This window comes from Affinundibacterium macrobrachii (genome assembly GCF_014652415.1).
In the GTDB taxonomy this organism is placed as follows: domain Bacteria; phylum Pseudomonadota; class Gammaproteobacteria; order Burkholderiales; family Burkholderiaceae_D; genus Undibacterium; species Undibacterium macrobrachii.
The window spans coordinates 247,955-273,672 of the sequence record NZ_BMYT01000003.1; the positions used below are offsets into that span (position 1 = coordinate 247,955).

Consider the following 25,718-nt stretch of genomic DNA (forward strand, 5'->3'; position numbering starts at 1 on the left):
GTCTTCAAATAAATAGCGATGGTCTAACAGTCTATTAATTCACAATCAAGCCGCAAACTGCAATCGATACAAGTTAGCATAAGCAGCATCTTTCGCTAACAATTCTGCATGGGTTCCTATTTCAACGATCTGCCCTTCGACTAAGACTACAATTCTGCTGGCGCGTTCAATTGTTGATAGACGATGCGCAATCACGAGTGTAGTACGGCCTTGCATTAATTCGTCTAGTGCGGCTTGCACTGCACGTTCTGATTCGCTATCCAAGGCCGAAGTAGCCTCATCTAAAATCAAAATAGGTGCATTCTTATAAATTGCACGAGCGATCGCTAAGCGTTGACGCTGACCTCCTGACAAACGCATCCCATTGTCACCTATCATGGTTTGCAAGCCCTCGGGCATTTCATTAACGACGTCTTGCAAATGCGCAGCTTGAATCGCATAAGCAATCCTTGCGGTATCTGGACTCGCATCACCGTAAGCAATATTGGCGGCAATCGTGTCATCAAACAAAATCACATTTTGACTGACCATTGCTATCTGCTGGCGCAAACTCTTCAGCGACAAATCGGATAATGCCACGCCATCTAGTAAGATCTTGCCGCTATCTGGCTCATAAAAACGCGGCACCAAGTTGACTAATGAAGTTTTACCACCGCCCGACATGCCGACCAAGGCAATCGTCTCGCCGGCTTCGACTTTTAAATTAATCTGATTTAAGGCTGGCTGTTCTTGCCCTAGATAGGTAAAGCACAGATCTTCAAAACTGAGCTGACCAGAAGCACGTCCTTCAATTTGCTGACCGCTTTCATTTTCAGGGATTGCATCCACCATGCTATATACCGATTCAGCCGCCGCCATACCACGTTGCAGAGGTCCATTTAAATCTGCCAAGCGTTTCAATGGTGTCAGCAACATCATCATGGCAGTAATAAATGTAACGAAATCACCGACGGTGGTAGCATCTTTACGCGCTTGCGCTAAAGCCAACATAATCACAATCGCCACCGCAACCGATGCCAAAATTTGTGTCAAAGGCGTGGTGAACGATACGGCAACAGTGCTTTTCATTGTGAAACTGCCGAGCTTCTTATTCTTCGCTTCAAAGCGTTGCTGCTCGTATTTCTGCCCACCAAAAATACGAATCACTTGATGGGCACGCGTAGTTTCTTCGATTACTTGCGTCAGCTCGCCACTAACTTCTAAAGATTGATGATTCAATTTACGCAAACGCTTACTCACGCCGCGCACCAAGATCGTCATACCTGGAATCAAAATAATCGTGACTAAAGTTAATTTCCAGTTCAGCCAAATCAGATAACCCATCAAGACGATCACGGTCAAAGAATCGCGGAACAAAGTGGTGATCGAGACTTTCACCATCTCAACAATTTGCTGCGCTTCAAACATAATGGTATTGATGATGCGACCACTCGATTCGCTATGATAGAAACCAACTGGCACATGCAGCAATTTATCAAACACCTTGGCACGCAATTCATTGAGCAAATTGACGGAGATACGACTCATAAGATAACTCGTCGTGAATGTGCAAATACCGCGAATGACGAAGATACCGATCAATACCGCTGGCACATACCATAGCGGGAAATTCACGACCTGTGCTCTCGATGCGCTCGACACAGTCGATGCATTATGACCAAAGCCATGGTCAAGCAATAAGCCTAATCCCCAAGGCAGCGCCAGCTCTGTCAGCGCGGTACCGCACATCGTCAAGACCGTTAAAATCAAATAAGCGCGATATTGCGTGACCGAGCTCCACAGTCTTTTCAAAATTGGTTTATTCAGTTTCGCCATAATTTATTCGTTTTTATTCGTTTTTATTCGAGTTATTCTGATGTCTCTATTTAGAGGTCGTATGCGATACGCCAGCCATCGGTATCGCAAGCAGGATCAGCATCGCGAAAGCAAATACGCCGTCACGCAAGATCGCGTTAAAACAAGCTGCAAACATCATAGACAGCGTGAGCATCGACACCAACATCGCGCGCTCACTATGCTCAGAGTTCACCATACGAAAGGCGATCCGCAATTGCGTCAACCAAATCGCAAGCAAGGCGACTAAACCGCCCAAGCCCAATTCAAACCAATACAGCAAATAGTCGTTATGCGGCGTCGTCATTTTTTCGCTAATTTGCCCCTGCGCTTTTTGCTGATACATCGGCAGCCAATTGCCTATGCCGTGTCCTATCCAAGGACTTGCTGTGATCATTTGCCAAGTGTTCATATAGAGTTCAAGACGCATGCCGTCCTCACTCACCTGTTTAGTCTGGCCAAAATCACGAACCTGATGCACCGTACAAATGGCTCGATTCATCATAATTTCTGCACCATGCATCTGATGCACATCGTGCATTTGTTTTGCCAAGCAAGTGACTGGTGAGGGTAAGTGCGCGATGTAGTTGATTGCAAAAACTAGTGCCGTCAATACCGCACCAGATGCAAACACTTGCCACCACCGAAAACGGAAATTGCGACAAACAAGTACGCCACACAGCAAGATAAATAACAAACTAGCAGTGCGCGATTTTGCACACAAGACCAAGGCGAGCAGCACATATATAAAAGCAAGTGCACGCCAAGCATGTTGATTCTTACGCAAACGCCATTCATGCAACATCCACGCCGCCGCGATCGCTAATAACAAACCCAGCAAAATCGACTTATTGCCTTCATACACGACATAACTCTTAAACAGTTTAATCGCTGGCAAAGCGCCTAATGCATTCAGATAAAACAGCGTAGCTGCGAGTATCGCCCCGAAAAAGAAGTTCTTTACTGCTCGGTTTTGCCAAGCGCCGCCGCGCAAGCTCAGCATAGGAAAAAGTAAGCAATAACTTTGATAATGCAAGAATGCGGCAGCAAATTCGCCTTCAGGACGTGGATGAATCAAGCCAATCAAGACAGAAACTACACTCAATGCCAACACCGGCACAAACAAAGCAGATGACCTAATTTGGCTAATTTTATTTTTCCAATCGCCAGAAAACGCCCAGCTAAGTAAAAATAAAACCAAACCCGCATACATCAAGCCGACTTGAAAAAACAAAGTCACTGGCAGCCAAGACAAGATTTGCTGTGGCAAAGTTTGTCGCCAGTCTGTTTGCGCATTGTGCACAGGGATGGTCGCGGTCATGTTTGGCTTATCCAATCACTTAATTAAGCATATTCAATTTTGACATTGGATGCGTGCAACCAATCACCCAGCTTTTTACGTAACTGATCGTCAGGATTCACTCGCCAAGCATCCGATAAATACAATTCTGCTGCCGCTGTTTGATTGGCATAATCGATCAAGACTGGGCAACCTTCACTATTCAGATGTCCTTGCAAGATTTCGGCTAGTTTTTTTGTATCAGCACTGGCATCAAGTTTAATTCGCAATCCTTGCGAGAATTGCACACGGGCGCGACCAATATCCATCACTTTTTCAGCAGTAATCCGCAGACCGCCATTAAAGCGATCTTCCGACACTTTACCCATCACCGCGAGGAATTCATCCTCTTTAAATATTCCTTTGAATTCTTCCGCCAACTCGCCATACACGGTCACTTCGACCACCGCAGTACCATCGTCCAAAGTAACGATCAGTAAACGACCACGTTGCGTCATTTGCGTACGCAAGCCTGCAATGACTCCACCGATCAAACGTAAATCGCGTGAAGGCTCGACTTTTGCCAAAGTCGTTTTAATAAATTGTCGTACTTCCGGTGCATACGCATCGAACAAATGTCCAGATAAATAGAAACCGAGCGCTTGTTTTTCTTCGAGCAAACGCTGGCGATCAGACCAGTGTTCCGCTTTGACGTATTCCGGTGGTGGAATCATATCGTCATCGTCACCAAATAAACTGACTTGATTAGCTGACGCTTCAGCTTGTTCTGCAACTTCCAGCGCAAAATCAACCGTCGCTAACAACACTGCGCGATCTTGTTTTAAACAATCCATCGCACCGGCGCGTATCAAGGATTCAATCGTGCGTCGATTGACTTGGCGCTTATCGACACGCTTACAGAAATCGAATAAATCGGTAAATGGTCCGCCATTTTTGCGCGCGTTAACTATGCTTTCAATCGCGTTCTGTCCAGAACCTTTGACTGCGCCCAAACCATAACGGATTTGTGTCGCTTTCTTACCCGCCTCGCCGACTGGCATAAAACGATAATCAGATAGATTAATATCTGGCGCTAACATTTTCAGCTTACAGACATCAATCGCGTCTTCGACCAAAATCTTGACCTTGTCGGTATCATCCATCGCCAGCGACATATTGGCTGCCATAAACGCGGCAGGATGATGGGCTTTCAAATACGCAGTGTGATAAGACAAAAGCGCGTAAGCCGCAGCATGGGATTTATTAAAACCATAGCCCGCAAATTTTTCCATCAAGTCGAAAATTTCATCGGCTTTTTCTTGTGGCAATCCATCTTTCGCCGCACCATCACGGAAAATTTGGCGATGCTCTGCCATCTCTTCAGCCTTCTTTTTACCCATCGCACGACGCAACAAATCCGCACCACCGAGTGAGTAACCACCGACCACCTGCGCCATCTGCATAACCTGTTCCTGATACACCATAATGCCGTAGGTTTCGGACAAAATGCCTTCAGTACGCGGATCAGGGTAATCAAACTTCTCACCGTGCTTACGCTTACAGAAGTCAGGAATCAAATCCATAGGACCTGGGCGATACAAAGCCACCAGCGCGATAATGTCTTCAAAGCGATCGGGACGTGCGTCTTTCAACATGCCTTGCATGCCGCGACTTTCTAGCTGGAAGACGGCGACGGTTTTTGCTTTGGTGAGGAGTTCGTAAGAAGCTCTATCGTCGAGCGGCAATTTAGATAAATCAAAATCCTTCATCGCTGGATCGAGCATTTTGATATAGCGCACCGCACGATCCAAAATCGTTAAGGTGGTCAAACCCAAAAAGTCGAACTTCACCAAGCCAACGGCTTCGACGTCATCTTTATCGTATTGCGAGACTACGCCAGAATCGCCGCCCTGCGTGTAGAGTGGGCAAAAATCCGTGAGCTTACCCGGCGCGATCAATACGCCACCCGCATGCATACCGATGTTACGCGTAATGCCTTCGACTTGCTGTGCTAAGTCGAGCAAGGTTTTGACCTCTTCTTCGTTTTCTTGACGCTCCGCCAGTAGAGGTTCTTCGACGATGGCCTCGGCGATTGTGACTTGCTTGCCCGGTTTAAATGGGATAAGTTTTGAGACTCCATCGCAAAACATATAACCAAAATCAAGCACACGGCCAACATCGCGAATCGCGCCCTTAGCCGCCATGGTACCGAAGGTGGCAATCTGTGACACCGCTTCTTTGCCGTATCGATCTTTCACGTATTGAATAACACGATCACGACCTTCCTGACAGAAGTCAATATCAAAGTCGGGCATGGAGACGCGTTCTGGATTCAAGAAACGTTCGAATAGCAAATTGTATTGCAGCGGATCGAGATCGGTAATCAACAGCGCATAAGCGACCAAAGAACCCGCACCAGAACCACGACCCGGGCCGACAGGTACGCCATTATTTTTTGCCCATTGAATAAAGTCAGCAACAATCAAGAAGTAGCCGGGGAAACCCATTTTGATAATGGTGTCGGTTTCAAACTTCAGCCGAGCCTCATAACGTTCGCGGTTTTGTTCGCGTTTGACTGGGTCGGGAAACAAATTTTCTAATCGATACTCCAAACCTCGCTTGGCTTCATAGACCAAAAAATCATTAATGGTCATGCCTTCTGGCGTTGGAAAATCAGGCAGCTTCGGTTTACCAAGCTCTAATTTCAAATTACAACGTTTAGCAATCTCAACGGAATTGGCTAAGGCCCCAGGAATGTCGGCAAACAAGGCCAACATTTCTTCACGCGACTTAAAGCATTGCTGATCGTTGAATTTGCGTGCACGTCGACCATTTGCCAGCATTTCACCTTCTGCAATACAGGTGCGTGCTTCATGCGCGGTGAAATCTTCTTTATTCAAAAACTGAATCGGATGTGTCGCCACCACTGGCAAGCTCAAACGCTGTGCAAGCTTCACGGCTTGCTTGACGTGCGCCTCCATGTTCGGCTGACCTGCACGTTGAATCTCTATATAGAAATGATTCGGGAAGATACTTGCCCAACGTTGGGCGTGACGTTCCGCCAATTCAAGATTGCCGTTATCGATGGCAATCCCCACATCACCAAAATGCGCTCCTGATAATGCGATAAGTCCTTGCTCTTGGTCGCGCTCAAACAGTTCTTGTAACCATTCAAATTTAATTTCGGCACGACCACGGTGCTGATTTTCCAACCAAGCACGCGCCAATAATTCACACAAGCGCAGATAACCATGACGTGATTTCACCAGTAGCAACAAGCGCGAAGGTTTGTCGCGATCATTTTCATTGGTAATCCAAACATCACATCCGGCAACAGGTTTAATTCCTTTACCGCGCGTTGCCTTATAAAATTTAACTAAACCAAACAAATTACCTAAATCGGTCAATGCTAAGGCAGCTTGTTTGTCTTTAACTGCCGCTTTCACGACATCATCAATTCTGACCAATCCGTCAACAATCGAATATTCTGAATGCATGCGCAAGTGCACAAACTGCGGAAAAGCAGATGCCGCGCCAGAGGCGGTCGATGAAGTTTCTGGGGAAGATGTTTGAGGGAGTGCGAGTTCTGTATTCATCCCGCTATTTTACCGTGTTGAGGCATGCTTGGAAGACAAACCTATGCCAGCTCCAACAACTTTGTCTAAGCGATTTTTACCCCAGACTGGGTTATGCCTTCTTTTCTTAGACTTGGAATGAATTAGATTAACAATAAATTAACATCAAATCAACTAAGCATTCTAAGCACTGAACACTAAGCTGCTAGACTAAAAGCCTCAAACCAACTCAAATCAATCGTGCTGCATATCAATCAAAATAAAGGCGCTCAGTATTAAAAAAGACGCGATCTTCTTCATCTTCATTGGCAATCTCTAAGTAGCCTGTTTCTATCAGTTCTTGCAGGCCAAGTAAGATTTTTTGCTCGGGCAAATATAAGTGCTGTTGAGAAAATTCTTGAATTAAGCATCGTACCGATTTACCCAATTCACATAACAGCCATAAATCCTGCAATTCGCTGGCCTTTAAATGGGTAGGATTTGGCGCTAGTCTCTGCTCAAAAAAATGTGTGGCATGGATCGTCGCTTCTTTTGAAATGGCAATGACGGCACGACGACGCGCCCAAAAAGTGGCTAAAGGCCAACGCGTTTCGCGTTGATAATATTGCCATTGCGTTTGCAAATACTGTTTGAAATCTTGATTAATCGCTCCTGCGTAAGTCTTCAACAGTTCACCACTTGAGAACAAACTATCCACCGCAATGAAGGCACCATGAACACCACTAGCTAAGGCGCGCGGCATTCCAGAAGAAGAAATCGGATCATACGATGCAACCGCGTCACCAACTGCGACCCAATCCTTGCCACCAGCTTGCTCCAAATAAGATGAAAAACAAGGGAAAGAACGCGGCTTTTCAGCAAATTCCACGCCCACCCTGTTAACTAACGCACCCAAGAACGGCGTTTTCATCAATAAATCTAACCACACATCTGGATGGCAGATCTGCATTTTGTGGGCGATATCGGGGTCGGTCATCAAACTAATAGAAACCCGCCGATCTGGCATCGGTGAGGAATGCCACCAACCATATTCACAAGCTTCGACCTGATTTTCGATCTGCGGTGAGCTATCTGCGGGCAATTGTCCAATGCAAGTAATGCCGATCAAACGATCATGAACCTTTAATGCTAAATTCAAATTGGTTCGCATCACACCGCGCCGCCCAGAAGCATCAATGATGTATTTACAAACGATCATGTGCATTTGTTGGTCTTGTGACTTCACAATCACACGCCAGCCCCGATCCGACTGCGGTTCGCAAGTAATGACTTGACGGTGACATTGCAAACGCCCACCACGCTTGACGAATGCGCGCATCATCATTTGTTCAAAGTTCAAACGATCCAAATTCCAGCCAGTGCCATGTGGTGTAAACATGTACCCAAGGCGACGTTGCGACTCACTGCCCCACGTGACCTGACAAGTGAATGGCGCCAAATTTTGTGCTTGTGCAAAATCTTGCCATAGGTCTAAATATTCTAGTGTCGAACGCACACCCGACGACAATGATTCACCATATCGATGTTCGGTGTAATCATCACGCTCTATCATCATCACATCGATATCACCGCGCTTTAACAAAGCAAGCCCAGCCGCACAGCCCGATGGCCCACCGCCAATAATCAACACATCGGCATACTGCGTCTGCATAGACTTTTGCGATTCGTCGATAGAGCTAAAATTGTGTGCTTCCATAAATTCGTTGGTCTTGAAGTTATTAACTGCTGCTGATTCGATACTAAATAGCATGTCTTTTGTGACGTAAATCGACAGTAGCAATTCACATGCCAGCCACTTAAAGCGTAAAAATTTGTCGTTTTTACAGGAAAGACATGAAATAAACTTACGATGCCGCTAGAATGCCGCTACATAATTTGTGCGATCAAGGTTAAGATTGAAAAATTCAATTACCAAATTAAAAATGAATCGCGCTAAATTGACGCGTTTTTTAACTTGTTCCCAACAAAACTAAAGAAAATTAAGACTACATGTAAAAAAATTTTTACATGTAAATTGCAAGCTAAACTTATTAATCGCTCTCTTCGTTAAGCCACTATGTCTAACGCCGACTACACACTAACCTCACCCATTGCATTTGCAGCAGCCAATAGCAAACCGCTACTCAGTCTCACGATCGCTTGGCATACGGATAGCGCAAGAATTGGTGAGCAGTTTATTGGCGGCACCGAAGCAGAAGTGATTGAATTGAGTCGTTTCACCCCAGTATTTCGTCACATTACGGGCGATGCACTACCAATCGGTCACGGTGGCGTGTCACGCGATCCACTAAGAATTGTGCGCGACACCAGCGATGGCATCACGATCTGCCCGCCGAATAGTCGTATGGTGGTTGAAGTGAATGGGGAAGAAATTCGTACTCCAAGCTATCTCAGCCCAGAACAAGTCGATGCTGGCGTCATCATTGGACTAGGACGTGCAATTTATATTTGCTTACATTGGATGCGCTGCCTGCCCAAATTAAATCCAGTAAATGGTTTTATCGGTGTTGGCAGCAACGCGATTTCAACCAGAGATTTAATTCGATTAGCTGCAACTAACGATAATGCAGTGTTGTTGCTTGGCGAAACGGGTACGGGTAAAGAAGTCGCTGCACAAGCAATTCATCAACTCAGCAAGCGTAGCGCTGCGAAAATGGTTTCGGTCAACATGGCCGCCTTGAATGAATCACTAGCTGCGGCAGATCTATTTGGCGCGGCAAAAGGTGCCTACACTGGAGCTCAAAATACCCGCGATGGCTATTTCAGTGAAGCACAAAATTCCAGCTTATTTTTAGACGAGATCGGCAATACACCTGCCACCGTACAACCGATGCTTTTACGCGTGTTAGAAAATGGCGAGTACCGACCACTCGGTGCAACGCGTGATGCGCGCTCTACCGCACGCCTAATCACAGCTACAGATCAAGATCTGTATCACACCAATTTCAACCACGCCTTAGTACGCCGATTAGAAAGCTTCATTATTCGGATTCCACCTTTACGCCAACGACGTGAAGATATTGGGCTATTAATCGCCCACCTCTCAAAACGCGAAGACTTCCCCTCAATGAATTTGAGTTTAATACCGCCGAGTTTGATTGGTGAAATGTTGAATTTTGATTGGCCAGGAAACATTCGCCAATTAAGCAATGTATTAAAACGCGCACTGCTGTCATTGCAGTTGGGTGAATATCCGCAGTTAAGTAAATTCATTGAAGCGCCTAAAGCAAATCCACCGGCTAGTGCCGAATTGCGTAAAGCCATCAGTGATGCGCCAATACCAGTCGTGAAGCCGCCAGCAGCCCCAGCGGACAATGCGCACATCGAACGTAAAAAATTACGCGACCTCACCGAACAAGACGTGATCGACGCCATGCATAGACATGGTTGGACTATCCAATATGCTGCCGATGATTTAGGTATCTCTCGCCCGTCGATGTACAAATTAATTGAGGCTAATTCGCAGATTCGTCGCGTTGAGCAAATTCCCGCCGAGGAAATTCGTGCGCATCTCGATGCAGTGAATAATCATGTTGAAGATTGTGCAGCACGATTGAAAACACCTAGCGAAGCATTACGTCGACATTTAAAAGGGCTTGGTTGGATTGCTTAATTCGAGTTCAAATAGATTTAAATATTTGTAGGCATCTGCGGCCGATTATTGTGTGATGATCGAGTAAGCATCATCAACAAATCAACAGCGCCGCAAACCAATTACTTTTTTCTACTTGGTCGGCACTGGCCCAACGATCTTTGCGATTTCATCTGGCATGCAGGGTCGACCATTTTCATCAACAATCGCGGCAAATACTTTAGCCTCACAAATACGTTTATCATCTGATTGACGATGAATCGTTTGATGAAACATAAATCGCAAACGCGATACACGTTCAAAACGCACGCTCACTGAAAATACATCTCCGCTCACCAACGATGCCTTGTAATCAAGTTCCGAGCGAACTACAACAAAGTTAATGCGACGCCGTGCAAACTCGGCAAAATCAATACCTAAAGTCTTTAAAAATTCGTGCCTTGCATGCTCACAATAATTGAAATAAACCGCGTTATTTACAACCCCGCCTTGATCACATTCGTAATCGCGCACTTGCATCACAATACTAAATTCTATTGAGGTCTCAGGAACAGACATTGCGCACTCAACTCCTTCTACAATAGTTTGAAATTAGATTCTGAAAGTCGCCGTAGTCAAAGGCACATCGTATTTGAGGTACGGTTCAAAACTGCAAACGCAACGATGCAAGCCTCGGGGGCGATGAATACTTTGAATGTGCTAGCCATGTTATCGGCTTGGCGAAGTTAGCTTAGTGAAGTTAGCTTAGTGAGTTAACTATCGCAGATACTTTGGATCACGACGTAAAGCAATTAACTCTGGCTCAGATTCGATTAACTTAAGCGATATTCCTAGCTCTTTAGCCTTGGAGATCGCCGCTAAAGCTTGGGTGCGCATATCGATCATCTCGAAACTGACCCCTGCGCGCAATTGTACCTCTGCATTCTCTGGCGCGATTACCAAGGCTTTTTGCACATACATTAAAGCATCAGCATTCTCACCCAGTTTCGCTGTGTATAAACCCATGCGCGACAAGAGATCCACATTATTCGGATCATCTTTCAGTCTTGGTTGCAAAAGATTGCGCGCTTTGCTATAAGCCGTCTTCGCCACATCCGATTTGCCTGGCAACCAAGACATCGTATCACCCAACTTTGCCCAAGCTAAATAATCAGCCGGATTTCCTTTATCTACACTGACCGCATTTTCATAGGCACTCGCCGCACCAACGTAGTCACCACTTGCAAAATAATGATTACCGAGTGCTTTATATAACTCTGCACCTGGTCGATTTTTTAGTCCCGATTGCAGCACTTGCAAACTATCTTCTGCACGACTCTGCATCGTGAAGGTTTCTGATAATCCTAAGTACGCAGCACTGCCGTCAGGCTTAATTTGCAAACTTAATCCATATGCGACCTCTGCAGATTTAAAATCCGCTTTTTGAAAATAAATTTGTCCTAACTGATCGGCAAAGGTCCGCTCTGCTGGATAGCGCAACATTGCCGCTTTGACCATCGTCAAAGCCTCATCCAATCGGTGCGCACGTATGAACAAATCAGTCTTCACACCTAAGGCTAATGCACTACTAGGATCTAAGGCAATTGCTCGTTCAATCTCAGCTAGGGCAAGGGTAAACTTATCTTGAAGCCCCATCACCCGCGCGTTTGCAATATGACTCAAGGCAAGGAAGTCATTCGATTTCAAAGCGACTTGCGCATTACTTTCTGCTTTCGCTAACCAATATGGATTTTCTTCATCGTACAAATAGCGATAGCTATAAATCAAAGATAGGCTTGCCGCTGCAGCTGCATGTTGCGGCGTGTTTTCGAGTATGCGAGAGAAATGCTGCTCTGCTTTGTCGAGCATTTCAAGGCGATCATAATTCGTAAATGCCTCCAAACCCAGTTGCATTTCTCGCGCTTCAGAATACGGTGCGATCGCCGAACGCATTTGTGACCAATATGGTTGCGAATACCAAACACCAACTAATACCGCAGAAGTTAATAGCGCGGCAAAAACAAAGCGCCATTTCTGCACTAACTGACGCCAACTAAACGCAGCTTTTGTTTGTTCAGGCACGTTCAATAAATTGAGATTCAGTGCCGCTAAATTGAATGTGCCTGAATTTAAAGACGGTGCATCAATCGCTGCAATCTGGGCGCATTGATAGGCAACTTCTTGCATACTACTGATACGCTGTTCGACTTGGCGCGTTGTCATCGCCCGCACCAACAAGCGCAGCACTTGCGGCAAATGATCTGGCCAAGGCCACTGATCTGAGTTGGATTGAATCAACGCCGCTGCCAATGCTAAACCAGACAAATGCGAAAAAGGTCTAGAACCTGTTAATAGCTCATATAAGATCACACCCAAAGCATAAATATCTGAACTGGGCTTCAAGCTCGCGCCAGTTAGCACTTCGGGCGCCATGTAGGCAATCGTGCCTTGTGGATCAGATTGCACCAAGGAAGTTGTGACATCTCGATCTGCTTGAATAGCAAGACCAAAATCTAAGATACGCACCATGCCGCTTGGCTCTTGCATCAGATTTGATGGCTTTAAATCGCCATGGATCAAACCAGCTGTGTGCGCTTCATGCATCGCTTGTGCGACTTGTAAAACAATATCGACCACATGCGAGATACTCGGTGTCTGTGTTTCCAAGACCTGACGTAAAGTGCGTCCTGGCACCAATTCCATCACAATGGCTTGGCAATCGTCGGTCTGTTCTAACGCGTGAATTTTTACGAAAGCGGCATGCTGGAGTGAAGCCGCTAAACGCGCCTCCTTCATCAAATCAACACCAGCTGCGATATTTTTCAAATACTTAATCGCCACTTGCCGATGTAACTTGGTATCCCATGCTTGATAGACATGCCCAAACCCACCCTCACCTAGGCTCTTACCTAGTTGATAGTGTAGTAATTGTTCAGGTTGTTTGACATTGTCTTTACTTGCTGACATGAGACGCGGTGACTAAATCCAGTTGAAAAGACGGCAATCCGTATTCTAAACTAATTTCACCACAGAAAGACGCAAGCAGACACCGAGAACAACACCCTAGCGTTCAACAAAGTATGTTTTATTGTCTTGGTCACAAGCTGGCAAATCGAGGATCTTCTCTCAAGCTACGTAATCCCGGATGTGTTTCTAACATTTGATTGGGAATACCAAAGTGTTTTGATAACTTAAGCTCAGCCAAAGCTTGTTCACGCTGTTGTAGCAATTCGAATGTATATGCTAACCAAAAATGCACATAAGGATCTTCAGACTTCCGCGCTATCGTACGATTCGCTAGTGTTGTCGCTTGAGGAAAATCATTTAATCGAGCCATGATCATACTTTTAATGGACAGCAAAGTCGCATCATCAGGTGAGCGACTAAATCGAATATCCAATAATTCGAGGGCTCGCTGATATGCTTGAACCGCATCATTCTCTCGCCCTTCAACCCACATCAAAGATTCTGCATACTCAAACCAACGCAAATAACTCCCTGCTACGCCTTTATCTCGGGATACGGTTTGAGAAAACGCAGCCGCCGCATCTGCATATTCTCCTGCACGAAATTTTGCATTTGCTAACGCGCTATAAAGATTAACATTTGGTCGCACCTGTAATCCTTGTTGAATAACCCGCAAGGCCTCTACATTACGCTCCTGCAAGGTTAAACATTCGGCCAATAAAGAATAGGCAAGCGGTGAATCTGGCTGTCGCTGCAAACTCGTATTCAAGACAGCCTCTGCCTCATTAAACTTTTTTTGACTTAAATACATCCCACCCTGCAAATCGAGCAAATAACGATCTCGCGGAAATTTGTTTGCACCCTCCATCGCTAATGGAATCGCTTCCGAAAATTGTCGCATTTCTAACAACACACTGACCTGACTATGCCAAGCTAATAAATTATCAGGATCTAATTTGCGCGCCCGCGACGACAAATCCAGCGCCTCATCAAGTCGATGATGCCACTGCAAAACCTTGGCTTGCGCAATCAAACTGATCGCTAGTTCTCCATTTAATGTCATCGCTCGTTGGGCACCTGCTTTCGCTTTTTGAAACCAAATTTCATCACGTTTTTCAGCATTGTATTTAGACAAATACAGGATAGACGTATATGCAACAGCAGCTGCATGTTCGGAATTACGCTGTAAGATTTTTTGCAGATGCGCCTCTGCCGCATCAAGCAACTTCGCGTCGGTTTTATAAGTGTATTCAGTCAGGTCTCGCGCGGCTTGCGCTAATTCATTCGATTCAGAGAACGGCGTTAAGTAACTGATTAACTTAGGGAAGTATGTCGGTAGTTGCCATATACCGACTCCCGTCAATACCACAAGCAAAGCAGTGATCGCGAGGGTATGCCGACGACGTTGATTACGCATTTCCTGCAAATCCTGCTTCAACTTCGGTAAGTTGATAGCAGAAGAAGTAGTTGAATGAAAATACTCAGAAAGTATCTGGCTACATCGTTCAATCACCTGCTGAGAAGTAAGAAATTGTTCAGCCTGTTGTGTCGTCATGTCGACAATCAGTTTACGTATTTCTTGAGGAAGTTTATCAGGCCAAGAGAGCGCCATATCTTGCGGAGAAACTTGGGCTGGATGTGAAAATCGTCCCGTCACCAATGCCAACAATAGCAAGCCCAAAGAATAGACATCTCGCCGTGGATCGGAAGGCGAGCATTCCGGCAAACCATCAATACGCAAATCAATCGATTGATGCAAGACAAATTCAATGCTCGACATACGCAACATACCCAAGTTATCTTGCACTAAATTCGCATTGTGTAAGTTCCCATGCACCAAACCTACTGCATGCGCCTCGTGCAATGCAGTAGCGAGATGTCGTACATATTTCAGCGCTAATTCAGTATCGAGTGCGGATCGCTGAACCAAGTCGACCAAGCTTTTACCCTGAATAGCTTCTGTGATTAAGATAAAGTATCGATCAAATTCTTCTAAAGCATGAATACGACTAAAGGCTGGATGCTGCAAAGCAGCGACTTGACGCGCGCGCTGCAAATATAACAAGTTGAGGCTGTGATCATCCGATGCACCGTCGCTAATTGAACCAGCAGCCATATAGCGAATTGCATGTATCAACACCGTGCGTTGTAACTTGCTATCCCACGCTTGATAAACGCTGAACAAATCGGAATCAGAGATGCGAACATCTAATCGATAGTGTTGCAAACTATCTGGCAAACGGAATTCAAAAGTCGAGGGCACCATGCATGGAATTCCGTTTGAAGAAGATGAAAATAGCTAATTAAGGATATCAGGGATTCTACCTCGAATGAAGATTCTCTACGACAATACGGCTAAGACCTTTGAATCTCGGTATTACTTCCAATTGCGTTCAATCTACGCCAATCAACAAAATTGATCGTACCGATTGCGCATCATACATCCGCAAGTAAAAATGACCGATCCCCGCAGTTCCTAGCATGAGCCCTGGCGATTCTCCAACGCCTGCATTACCACAAGGCCACGGTAAGCCTTGCTTAACATAGAAATGGTGGCCGTCCTGTGCGACTTTTTCTGCCACCGTCATCAATGTTGGGCGATTTAATTCTTGCGCAGCCATAATCATTAAATCAGCATTTCCCGCCGCACCATGGCACAAAGAATAATTGAGCTTACCCGGCAACCAAGCTTGCATCAGTGCCGCAGCACTCGATTGCAAAGCGGCTTCAAGATCTTGTTCTATAGCGACAAGATCGCTTGTATCTACATCGCTCATTTGCATCAGTAATTGTCGATTTCTGAGACGCGACAATCCTATCCCCGGCGCACCATGGCACCAAGCCATGCTGCAAGTGTTTTTTTGCTGATCTGATCCTGCCGCTTTTTCCGCTTGTGCGAAGCGTCGTAAATCGGCCCAATTGGACTGATCTTGATCAAACCAATGACGCTCGTATTGCAGTGCTGCGCGTACGGTATTTAAATAATCCTTATCCTCAGTCACGCTATACAATTCCAATAACGCAGTGGCGATTCCTGCCGTACCATGTGAATGTCCAGTCAAATTGGACTGTACCTCAGTGCCAATCGTATACCATGAACAACCATGCTCACCATGTTCCGCAAGTTGCAATAAATGGCGTCCATGCAATTGCGCAAATTCAGTCAGTTCTTCACGCTGATATTTTTTAGCGAGATATAGCAAAGCCGGAATTGCTCCAGCACTACCAGAAATGACATCTATATTCTTTAGATCAAGAGGAACGTCGCGCAAATCAAGCAATAGCGAAAATCCTCGCTCAATCAATGCATCACGTTGCAGTAGTTCGCCAATCCGTATCAAAGCAAATCCGATTCCGGTGATCCCTGCATAAAATCCATGCTTAGCGTTAGTCGGTATGCGAGCATAAATCGAGCATGCTTGATTTACCGCTGCTTCAATCGTGCGCAGTTGTTGTCGATCATGCGTAAATTGGTAAAGCTCTGCAAGAAATAATGCGATACCACTAGTACCTGCATATACATCCGCACCAAAAGCCTTGTACACAGGGCTCAAACGCTGCCCGTGCATCTCTTGCGCCCACCCTAACCAATTACAACGTGACTGATCCCATACCGCATCTCGACACAGTAGGTTCCCAAGACGATTCGCGATCTCTAGATACAAAGGATTGTTTGTTGAGCTGGATTGAGTAATTTCTACCATTGTGTTTCTTTATCAAATAATTGCGCCTCAAAGAAATTTGTAGAACCGGGGTTCAAGTAAGCGCAATCCAAACTAAGTTGATTTGCTACAAACTCGTCGTCGATCGCCTGCATTTTGGTTCTGCAATCTTGCAATCCCAATTGCCAAGCCTTGACGAATCCTTTCGCTAACAAATTACATCGATGCATGCCAAAGCTCACGCCAGCCTTCGGATCTTCTGCCATCCCGATACCGGGACTTAGGGTTCGGGTAAATAAGGGATTACCTTCTTTCAAGCAAATAGCTCCGTCGCGCTGCATATCGATCAATAGCATCGCCACAACCGGATAATAGCGTCGAGCGACGTACAAAACTGCTGCATCTCTGCGCGAGTACAACTTCGCCTGTATCAAGGCCTTTAATTTAAATGGAATCTGATAACGATTCAAATTGGCGGTAACTTGCGCCATCAAATTAGGCGCTTGTTGGGCACTCACATGAAAATAGAAACGCACAATCGCATATTCATCAAACTGATCCGACAAAGTCCGCCCAAACGCAAAGAAGAAACTAGGTTGCACATCCGTACTCCCAGCAAACATACGTACGCTAACAAAATCACCAGCGACCGGCGCGACACCGGGCCATTTGTAGGTGCTGTATTCACCCGCCAATACGGCACGGCTACGATCCCCTTTTTGCACAAATAATCGACCATCACTACCCGTTTGATAAATTTGCCAACCGGGGTCCCAGCCATCTTTATTATCATTCGCAGTATGAAATGACGCAGTTAAATCTTCGTCGGTTAAATTTTCGTCGATTGATTGTTCATCGATTAATTGTTCGCGAAAATCTTCACGAAGTTCGTCGCTCACTGCGTACACATCACAATCTAAAGATCGCACATACCAACGCTCATAAAGTTGCCCCGTCAATTTCTCAATCAGGCATGCAACAGAAAGGGCGCTAGCATGGTCTGGCGAGGCGTCATCAGCCAAACCCTCAGAAGGCACCGCTGTAACAAACCGCGCTCCTGCGATAGTGAAAGTATCTACGGCTTCGATCTGCACGCTTTGACAAATCTTGTCTAACTGTGCGCGCAATGGGTGCACTGATTTTGTTACATTGTTTGACTCTGTGCTCTGACTCATCAATATTCCTCCACAAACCCAAACAGATTCCTTGCCGCTCGTGCCGGCGCATCCAAAATCTCCTGACTTAACTCCACCAAAGCTTGCGCGTGTTCACTCACCTGCGCTAAGCCGTACAAAGATTCAAATGCAGTACACAACATTCTGACAGCAGAAAATTCTAAGCATTGCAATAAAAGCGATGGACGGTCTTGCACGGCTATTTGCATTTGATCGCAATATGCTTGCCAAAAAGCTTGAATACTTGCGAACATGAATGGCATGTTATCGATGGTATCTTGCAAAAGTTGTTCGCGTTTTTGCGACTGATCTCGATAGTGACGCATGATCCAATGCGACAGATAGGCTTGGAATACCGAACCAACATCCCAACGCCTATCGCCAAATTCGACAAGTTCCCAATCAATCAATTTTAACTTTGGCTGACCAGCTTCGTGATACATCAAACAGTTATCCCACTTTAGATCAGCGTGAATCAAGGTTTCAAAACGCCATGTTTCAAATAAACTATCCAGATGCCCAGTGAGAACAGGTTTACTACGAAGAAAATCAGCAAACTGCACAGCTCCCGCACTCAAGGAACCAGGTGGGAAATACGATTTTTTGTAGTAGGTGAAGATCCAAGGTACTCTCTTCTGCAAGCCAGGAATGTCTGCATCCAATACATTCTCATCAAAAGAAAGGCGATGATAATAACTAAGCGCTTCTGCCAATAAGCAAGCAAGCGAGGTGGGAAAAACACGCTGTTGATAATAGAACTCACGCAAATTTTGACTATCGCGTATCAGTTCAAAAATGAGGCTATGTCTAGTTTGATCGTAGTCTAACAAAGTTGGTACAGAGGCCGCCCAATCAGGAAATTTCTGCGCCAATCGATAGACCTGCGCTTCTTTTAATAGCGAACTTTGTGCCAGCTTATCGATCGCTTGAATTTGCTTTACAAAAATCCCGCCACGCGCACCACACAAAACTTTGAAATTGCGATTGTGCTGACCCGCCTCTATCACCCTGAACTGTCCATCGACGATATCACCTGAAGAAACAAATCCTCGCGCAGCTAAATAATGTGCGAGATTGGCTGCAGTTAAAAACATAGCTTCATTAAAATAGAAATCAACACACGATAAGCACACGAAAAATAGAAAACCCGAAGCTTTAATCACTTCGGGTTTTACCAAACCGGGTTTTACCAAACTTTAAGCAAGGACAGCTCAGGCCTTAAACACCAAACTTACCAAACAGATCATCACATTGTAATTAACAGAGAAATGCTGGAGCTGATTGATACGCTTGAGACTGATACTGTCCCTGCGGAGGTGCGACGAAGTTTTGACGCGAGGACATAAGCTTTGAACCACAAGTTTGAGTGCACTCTGAAGACACTGGTCCAGTTTCACAAGTTTGAGTGCATTCTGAAGACGTTGGTCCGGTTTCACAAGTTTGTGTGCATTCCGAAGACGTTGGTCCAGTTTCACAAGTTTGAGTGCATTCCGAAGACGTTGGTCCAGTTTCACAAGTTTGAGTGCATTCTGAAGACGTTGGTCCAGCTTCACAAGTTTGAGTGCATTCTGAAGACGTTGGTCCAGCTTCACAAGTTTGAGTGCATTCTGAAGACGTTGGTCCAAGATCGTAAATTTGAGAACCTGTCATTGCTAGCGATGCGCTTTGATTTTCCACTACATACATTTCATTTTTCCTTTTAATGACCATAAAAAAGATATATCTTCGTCGACATTACTACTTCTACCAAACCACAGCTACTACTGCTCCACTCGTAATTGAATCAAAAGACCATAGTGCTATTTAACACTGTTTTCGATTTCTTCAGAGAACAAATTATAAGGAGTATTTCCACCATAAATTTGTATTGAGCCATAACCACCAGCAAAATATTCACTAAAACTTCCTACGTCTAGAATTAGCTCGGGCACTTTCAAACTAATCACGTTTTCAGCGCTCAGAAATTGAAAATCCGCTGGATATTTATTCGGGTCACAACCCTGCGCAGGATTTTTGACTTGCGCCAACTGTGTATGTGCACTGTACTGGGTACCATTTTGCGTCAACGTATAGTTGGTATAGACTGACTGCACCCCAGCAACATTATCGGCTTGTGGTGTGACACTGTTATCGAGAGCGCACCAGCCGTCAACATTAAAGACGAATCCATTTTCCCCTACAACCACACATTGTTGCATGATCACAGAGCCACTAGAAGGCACTAGTTGAATTTGTAGCTCGGCATTTTTTGCGGGCAGATTCTCTCGATTCATGTTTTTTCTGAGACGAGCATCATCGTGATCGAGACAAATTTCAACGCCGTAATTAATCGAAGATGGAACATTATTCGATCCAAAATTCTGACTAAAAATAGCGTAGCTGTCATGCACATGTTGTTTAACATCACCATCAGACAAATCGATATGTGGATAAGCCACCATTTCCTCAGTAATCACGTCTTGATTATTAGTTTCAAACAAAACGAAATCAATCGGTGATAGAAAATATTTCTCGGTGGTTAATGATTGATGCGTTTGAGATTGACCGGGCAATTGCAAACCCAAGTTGCTGAACACCAAGGCGCGGTCACGTACTTGAACAGCAGGATTCGCCCGCAAATCAGTGATGGTATCGCTCAAAATTTGCTCGGTAACACTACGTGCATTACCAAATTCAGCTTCTGCATTTAATGCCAAACTTTCTACCAAACGCTTGCGCATTTTTACGGCTGGTGACTGAAATACCGCATCGATATTGGCAACTTTGGCGCTGATCATCGTACCAAAGACAAAAGTCCAATTAGGATATTCCTGAGGATTGAAAGTCTTCGCCAACATTTTCAAGGCAAGTTCAGCTGGATCTTCATCTGTATGGCGATAGACATAAGGTCCCAAAGGTCCATGAAAATAAAACTCGGGTGCCATGAAAATATTGTTCACCAAGTGCGAATCATCATTGGCAGGCAACGCATTTTTAGCGGTATCAACCGCATTTTTTAAGATTGCAATACGTGCGGTCAAATCTTGCACGATATCTGTCGCACCAAGATAATTTCCCACCAAATACTTCGATAAAATTAACTTATCCTGACTAGGGCCAGTTGGAATTGCATATCCAATAAAGCGACATTGCGCGTATTTTTTTGTGGTCATTACCTTTAAATTCCATGTATTACTTTGTCTTAAGTAGGTCTTTCAAAATCGGCTCACTAAGAATTTTTGCCTCGCTAAAGCCTAGTTGCTTCGCCTTATCGATTTCTGCTAACGCACTATTTCGCAAACCCATTAATTCGTATGCACAAGCCGCTTGAAAATGTACATCAGGATTATTTGGTGCAAGTGCTAATGCTTTATTCAGCATAGCAAGTGACTCTTTTTCCTCACCAACTCGTGCATGAATTCGTGCAATTGCGACCATCAGCCATCCGTCACTTGGACGCTGCTCTAGTTTAGCCTCCAGCAATTTCTGTGCCTTCTCGTATGCTCTTCTCGCATCCCCCTTTTTATCAGGCACCTGAATCAACGCATTAGCGAGGGCAATCCAATTATCATAGTTTTGCGGATTACCAAGGATTGCTTTTTCCAATGCATCGGCGGCTGCCACATAGTTCCCTTGGTCAAACCTAATTTCTCCTAGTCGCGCATATAAATTAACATCTGGGCGTAGCTGCAAGCCTTGCTGCAATACCTGCAAAGCATCGTCAACACGTCCCTGATATTGCAACACCATAGCTAAAAAATTATAAGAGAGCATTACATCGGGATGCAGTTCAACATTTCCCCTAAATATAGCTTCGGCCGTTTGATATTTCGCTTGATTCATATAAGCGACTCCCTTGAAATTGGAAATTAACCAATCATTCGGAAATAACTTTAAAGCGGAATCGGCATGTTTTATAGTTGCATCGAATTGACGCGCGATCAAATAGGTACGTACTTCAGTTTGCCAAGCCAATAAATTATTCGGCTCTAGTTTTTTCGCTTTTTGCACCGCAGCCATTGCGATTTCAAATTGGCGATGTGGGTCTAACGCCAGTGCATAAGCGATTTGGGTAATTGCTAAATCAGGATTCAAATTAATCGCTTGTTGAGCACTTGCCAAAGCTCGACCGCGCCAGACATCATCTCGATTATTGCTGCGTAGACGATAGCTGTAAACAATCGACAGCCCAGCTGCTGCACGCGCATTATTCGCATCTCGCTCAAGTACAGTATTAAAGTGTTTGGTCGCTTCATCTAACTTGCCTGGCCTATCGTACATCGTCAATGCTTGCATTCCACGCTCCAACTCTAGCGACTCGGAGTATGGCGTCAGCACTTTAACGACTTGCGTCCAATTAGGTTGTATTTTCCAAACCGTCACACCACCCACACACAGCAACGCGGCCAATAGCATGCCATAGCGCCAACGACGGCGACGATTGGCTGCGTCGAGTTGCGCTTGTAGCGCCTGCATCTTTGATTCACTGAAGCTACTGGAAGGCGACTCTTGGACAACCAACTTTTGACATTCCTGTTGAACTTGCACCCATTGCAGTCGATCACTGACTTCACGTTTGGTCATCGCCAAAATCAATTGATAAACAGCCGGAGAAATCGAGGACGGCCATGCCCATTGTTCGGAACGTGTTTGCGCTTGTGCCGCCACCAAACTCAAGCCGCGCAAATTAGCAAAGGGGGTCGTGCCATTGAGCATCTGATACAAAATCGTTCCGACCGCGAACACATCACTCGCGACGCTAGCAGCGTGTTCGGCGAAACGTTCCGGAGCAAGATAAGCGATACTGCCATGAGGATCAATCTCAGCAATATTGTTTACCACTTGCGGGTCAAAATAGGTCGCAAAACCTAAATTTAAAATTCGAATTTTTCCGGTTGCGTCAACGATCAGATTAGCTGGTTGCAAATCGCCATGTACCAAACCAGCCTCCTGCGCTTCTTCTAAGGCAGCGGCAATTTGTTTAATATGAATTAGGGCGAGATTCTCACGACCTTGGTTCTCTGATATCCATTGAGATAGTGCTTGCCCCTGTACCATCTCCATGACGATATAAATACTAAAATCGACCTCTTCTAAGGCATGAATTTTGACGAAGGCAGAGTGAGTAAGGGCGGCAACTTTTCTTGCGCGATTTAACACGGCGTCGAACTCACCGCCTAGATCGCTCAAACGCTTAATTGCGACAACGCGATGTAACTTGGTATCCCAAGCCTCGAACACAGGCGAAACGACATCGCCATCCATTCTTCGACGAATTTCATAATGACGAAAGGATTCCATCGTCATCAAATCTTGCTGATAGTTTCCTTCGCTATTGCGTTGTACTGAATTCATTTTATCGATGCGCGTATTTATAGTTATATTTATTGTTGTTATGTGTCAATTTTTAACTTTACCATCAATGTAGAGAATTGAGCTTACCGAAATAGCGTTTTTTACATGTTAAGTGAGATTTTTACAAATTAAAAATTCATCATTGACATGTAATTGTCGCCTTAAAGCGAAAGTAGCTACGAAACCTGAGCGAACAATTCTGCGTGATCGATAGCAGCAATTCGGTCCGCGACCTAAGTTGCCTAAGACGCAGACTAGGGTTTCATCATATAATGCTGCCAAATCAATGACTTACTTCAATTTTTACTTTCCTTATTCATGCAATCATCCGCCACGCCCTACGTCAACATTTCTGCCTACAAATTTATTACATTCAACGATACGGCTGAAAAGCGACAAATCTTTATCGATAAATGCAAAGAACTGAATTTAAAAGGTACGGTATTGCTCACACCAGAGGGCATCAATATGTTTTTGGCCGGTTTGCGCCATGAAATTGATGCGTATATGGATTGGTTACATCAAGATCCTCGTTTTGCCGACATCGTTGCGAAAGAAAGTTTTTCTGATCGCCAACCGTTTACCAAGTTATTGGTCAAGCTCAAACCAGAAATTATCACTATGCGCATGCCGCTGATTAAACCAGAGGAAGGTCGCGCACCATCGGTTGAGGCAAAAACATTAAAGCGTTGGCTAGATCAAGGCCACGACGATAACGGCAAACCGATCGTGATGGTCGATACACGCAATGATTTTGAGGTTGATGTCGGTAGCTTCAATAACACGATCGATTACCGTATTACGAAATTCACCGAATTTCCAGCAGTGATCGAGGCTAATCGTGATGCCTTAAATGATAAAACCGTAGTGACTTTTTGCACGGGTGGCATACGCTGTGAAAAAGCGGCAATTCACATGCAAAACGTCGGTTTTGAAAGCGTGTATCAACTCGAAGGCGGCATCTTGAAATATTTTGAGGAAGTCGGTGGAGATCATTATCACGGTGACTGCTTTGTGTTTGACTACCGTACTGCCTTAAATCCTAAGCTCGAAGCAACCGATACTACACAATGTTATGCATGTCGTGCAGTAGTCACGCCGCGTGAACAGTTATCACCTTGGTACATTGCTGGAAAATCCTGCCCGCATTGCAAAAAGCAATCTCGCGACGATCTTGATCAAGCCAACGACGGCATTAGCGCTAGCGGCAGTGCTGGCATTAATCAATAAAGTCATCAAACGTGCGATTGACTGTAAGCTTGGTAGTAATTATCGCCTAACAGTCATCGCGCATCGTTAATGAAAAAAATTGATATCAATTTTTCTCCATAACTTCTCTGATGATTTGCATGATGTTTTAGCTGAGTCAATTAGCCAAATCATCTCTGCATCAATTGAACGCAATATTCATTCATAACATGTCTCTCTATCGCGGTCGCTTTGCCCCTTCACCAACCGGCCCTCTCCATCTCGGTTCTTTGGTCGCTGCCATGGCGAGCTATCTTGACGCCAAAGCACATCATGGGCGTTGGCTGGTTCGCATCGAAGATGTTGATTTTGACCGTAACGTCGTCGGAGCAGATCATGCAATATTGCAAACCTTACGTCGCTGCGGCATGGATTGGGATGAAGATGTTGTGTGGCAAAGCCAACGCAACACTTACTATCAAACTGCCTTAGAGCAACTAGCTGCACATGTATTTGCCTGTAGCTGTTCACGCAAAGAAATCGCTGATTCACGCATACGGGCTGGTTTATCGGATTCACAAATCTATCCTGGAACCTGCCGCTTGGGGATTGCAAATAACAAGTTAGCACGCGCCTATCGTTTGCGCGTACCGGACGGTGCGGCAGCCGACATCGAATTTGAAGATCGTCTGCTCGGACGACAAAATCAAAATTTAAGCACTGCGGTTGGCGATTTTGTTTTAAAACGCGCTGACGGATTTTGGGCTTATCAACTGGCAGTCGTGGTCGATGACGCGTTACAAGGAATTACCGATATCGTACGTGGCGCAGATTTACTCGACTCGAGCGCACGGCAAATCTATCTACAACAATTGCTTGGCTATCCGACGCCACGCTACTTACACGTGCCGGTGGTCACGAATGCGCTAGGAGAGAAATTGTCGAAGCAAACAGGTGCTTTGGGATTTGACCTAGGGAACAACGATGTTTTACAGGATGCTCTCATTCCGGCAGCCGGTTTTTTGAATTTAAAATTCAGCACGTCCCCAGCAAACATCGCCGACTTTTGGGTAGCAGCGACGGTCTTGTGGGCGAATAAAATGGGAATAAGATAATCACCGTTGTCGGTATCAA

Annotated in this window: 15 protein-coding genes; 3 read left to right on the forward strand and 12 right to left on the reverse strand. The window is 45.2% G+C overall.

Features of this window, described 5'->3' with window-relative positions; translation table 11 throughout:
* Nucleotides 1-45: 45 nt before the first annotated feature.
* From msbA to IE103_RS10065, 4 genes are all read right to left on the reverse strand, one after another.
* Entirely contained in the window at nucleotides 46-1,815 is a 1,770-nt protein-coding gene (gene msbA, locus IE103_RS10050) for a lipid A export permease/ATP-binding protein MsbA (protein WP_189345983.1), read from the reverse strand.
* Between the two features lie 46 nt (nucleotides 1,816-1,861).
* Nucleotides 1,862-3,154, reverse strand: a complete 1,293-nt coding sequence (locus IE103_RS10055) for an O-antigen ligase family protein (protein WP_189345984.1) — start codon at nucleotides 3,152-3,154, stop codon at nucleotides 1,862-1,864.
* A 23-nt stretch (nucleotides 3,155-3,177) separates the two neighbouring features.
* Nucleotides 3,178-6,609 (reverse strand): DNA polymerase III subunit alpha, encoded by a 3,432-nt coding sequence (gene dnaE / locus IE103_RS10060; protein ID WP_229827249.1) that lies wholly within the window; start codon nucleotides 6,607-6,609, stop codon nucleotides 3,178-3,180.
* 328 nt (nucleotides 6,610-6,937) lie between these two features.
* The gene (locus IE103_RS10065) at nucleotides 6,938-8,383 is read right to left on the reverse strand and encodes an NAD(P)/FAD-dependent oxidoreductase (protein ID WP_189345986.1); all 1,446 of its coding nucleotides are present in this window, start codon (nucleotides 8,381-8,383) and stop codon (nucleotides 6,938-6,940) included.
* 360 nt (nucleotides 8,384-8,743) lie between these two features.
* On the opposite strand from IE103_RS10065, the gene IE103_RS10070 reads away from it, so the two are divergent.
* A complete protein-coding gene (locus IE103_RS10070) occupies nucleotides 8,744-10,300 on the forward strand; it encodes a sigma 54-interacting transcriptional regulator (RefSeq protein WP_189345987.1) in 1,557 nt (518 codons plus the stop codon).
* A 111-nt stretch (nucleotides 10,301-10,411) separates the two neighbouring features.
* Here IE103_RS10070 and IE103_RS10075 read toward each other — a convergent pair whose 3' ends face one another.
* From IE103_RS10075 to IE103_RS10110, 8 genes are all read right to left on the reverse strand, one after another.
* Nucleotides 10,412-10,837, reverse strand: coding sequence for an acyl-CoA thioesterase (locus tag IE103_RS10075; protein ID WP_189345988.1), 426 nt, complete (start codon nucleotides 10,835-10,837; stop codon nucleotides 10,412-10,414).
* Nucleotides 10,838-11,035: 198 nt separating this feature from the next.
* Nucleotides 11,036-13,225: a serine/threonine-protein kinase gene (locus IE103_RS10080; protein WP_189345989.1), complete on the reverse strand. Its 2,190-nt coding sequence runs from the start codon at nucleotides 13,223-13,225 to the stop codon at nucleotides 11,036-11,038.
* A gap of 130 nt (nucleotides 13,226-13,355) precedes the next feature.
* Entirely contained in the window at nucleotides 13,356-15,491 is a 2,136-nt protein-coding gene (locus tag IE103_RS10085) for a tetratricopeptide repeat protein (RefSeq protein ID WP_189345990.1), read from the reverse strand.
* A 127-nt stretch (nucleotides 15,492-15,618) separates the two neighbouring features.
* The gene (locus IE103_RS10090; RefSeq protein WP_189345991.1) at nucleotides 15,619-16,929 is read right to left on the reverse strand and encodes a lanthionine synthetase LanC family protein; all 1,311 of its coding nucleotides are present in this window, start codon (nucleotides 16,927-16,929) and stop codon (nucleotides 15,619-15,621) included.
* The gene (locus IE103_RS10095) at nucleotides 16,923-18,062 is read right to left on the reverse strand and encodes a T3SS effector HopA1 family protein (protein ID WP_189345992.1); all 1,140 of its coding nucleotides are present in this window, start codon (nucleotides 18,060-18,062) and stop codon (nucleotides 16,923-16,925) included. Before IE103_RS10095 ends, IE103_RS10090 begins: the two co-directional genes overlap by 7 nt.
* Nucleotides 18,062-19,156 carry a phosphotransferase family protein gene (locus IE103_RS10100; protein ID WP_189345993.1) on the reverse strand — a complete coding sequence of 365 codons (1,095 nt, stop codon included), beginning with the start codon at nucleotides 19,154-19,156 and terminating at the stop codon, nucleotides 18,062-18,064. Before IE103_RS10100 ends, IE103_RS10095 begins: the two co-directional genes overlap by 1 nt.
* A gap of 705 nt (nucleotides 19,157-19,861) precedes the next feature.
* Nucleotides 19,862-21,214 carry a hypothetical protein gene (locus tag IE103_RS10105; RefSeq protein ID WP_189345994.1) on the reverse strand — a complete coding sequence of 451 codons (1,353 nt, stop codon included), beginning with the start codon at nucleotides 21,212-21,214 and terminating at the stop codon, nucleotides 19,862-19,864.
* 19 nt (nucleotides 21,215-21,233) lie between these two features.
* Complete coding sequence (locus IE103_RS10110) at nucleotides 21,234-23,396, reverse strand: serine/threonine-protein kinase (protein WP_189345995.1); 2,163 nt, start codon at nucleotides 23,394-23,396, stop codon at nucleotides 21,234-21,236.
* A gap of 318 nt (nucleotides 23,397-23,714) precedes the next feature.
* On the opposite strand from IE103_RS10110, the gene IE103_RS10115 reads away from it, so the two are divergent.
* Nucleotides 23,715-24,626, forward strand: a complete 912-nt coding sequence (locus IE103_RS10115; RefSeq protein WP_189345996.1) for a sulfurtransferase — start codon at nucleotides 23,715-23,717, stop codon at nucleotides 24,624-24,626.
* Nucleotides 24,627-24,814: 188 nt separating this feature from the next.
* Complete coding sequence (gluQRS, locus tag IE103_RS10120) at nucleotides 24,815-25,699, forward strand: tRNA glutamyl-Q(34) synthetase GluQRS (protein ID WP_189345997.1); 885 nt, start codon at nucleotides 24,815-24,817, stop codon at nucleotides 25,697-25,699.
* Nucleotides 25,700-25,718: the final 19 nt, after the last annotated feature.

Excerpts from the sequence above, each read along its gene's own strand:
- gluQRS (WP_189345997.1), top strand. The coding sequence starts at position 24,815 with ATGTCTCTCTATCGCGGTCGCTTTGCCCCTTCACCAACCGGCCCTCTC.
- IE103_RS10055 (WP_189345984.1), bottom strand. The coding sequence starts at position 3,154 with ATGACCGCGACCATCCCTGTGCACAATGCGCAAACAGACTGGCGACAA.
- IE103_RS10090 (WP_189345991.1), bottom strand. The coding sequence starts at position 16,929 with ATGGTAGAAATTACTCAATCCAGCTCAACAAACAATCCTTTGTATCTA.
- IE103_RS10100 (WP_189345993.1), bottom strand. The coding sequence starts at position 19,156 with ATGTTTTTAACTGCAGCCAATCTCGCACATTATTTAGCTGCGCGAGGA.
- IE103_RS10080 (WP_189345989.1), bottom strand. The coding sequence starts at position 13,225 with ATGTCAGCAAGTAAAGACAATGTCAAACAACCTGAACAATTACTACAC.
- IE103_RS10065 (WP_189345986.1), bottom strand. The coding sequence starts at position 8,383 with ATGGAAGCACACAATTTTAGCTCTATCGACGAATCGCAAAAGTCTATG.
- dnaE (WP_229827249.1), bottom strand. The coding sequence starts at position 6,609 with ATGCATTCAGAATATTCGATTGTTGACGGATTGGTCAGAATTGATGAT.
- IE103_RS10115 (WP_189345996.1), top strand. The coding sequence starts at position 23,715 with ATGCAATCATCCGCCACGCCCTACGTCAACATTTCTGCCTACAAATTT.
- IE103_RS10070 (WP_189345987.1), top strand. The coding sequence starts at position 8,744 with ATGTCTAACGCCGACTACACACTAACCTCACCCATTGCATTTGCAGCA.
- IE103_RS10105 (WP_189345994.1), bottom strand. The coding sequence starts at position 21,214 with ATGACCACAAAAAAATACGCGCAATGTCGCTTTATTGGATATGCAATT.
- IE103_RS10110 (WP_189345995.1), bottom strand. The coding sequence starts at position 23,396 with ATGAATTCAGTACAACGCAATAGCGAAGGAAACTATCAGCAAGATTTG.
- msbA (WP_189345983.1), bottom strand. The coding sequence starts at position 1,815 with ATGGCGAAACTGAATAAACCAATTTTGAAAAGACTGTGGAGCTCGGTC.
- IE103_RS10075 (WP_189345988.1), bottom strand. The coding sequence starts at position 10,837 with ATGTCTGTTCCTGAGACCTCAATAGAATTTAGTATTGTGATGCAAGTG.
- IE103_RS10095 (WP_189345992.1), bottom strand. The coding sequence starts at position 18,062 with ATGAGTCAGAGCACAGAGTCAAACAATGTAACAAAATCAGTGCACCCA.
- IE103_RS10085 (WP_189345990.1), bottom strand. The coding sequence starts at position 15,491 with ATGGTGCCCTCGACTTTTGAATTCCGTTTGCCAGATAGTTTGCAACAC.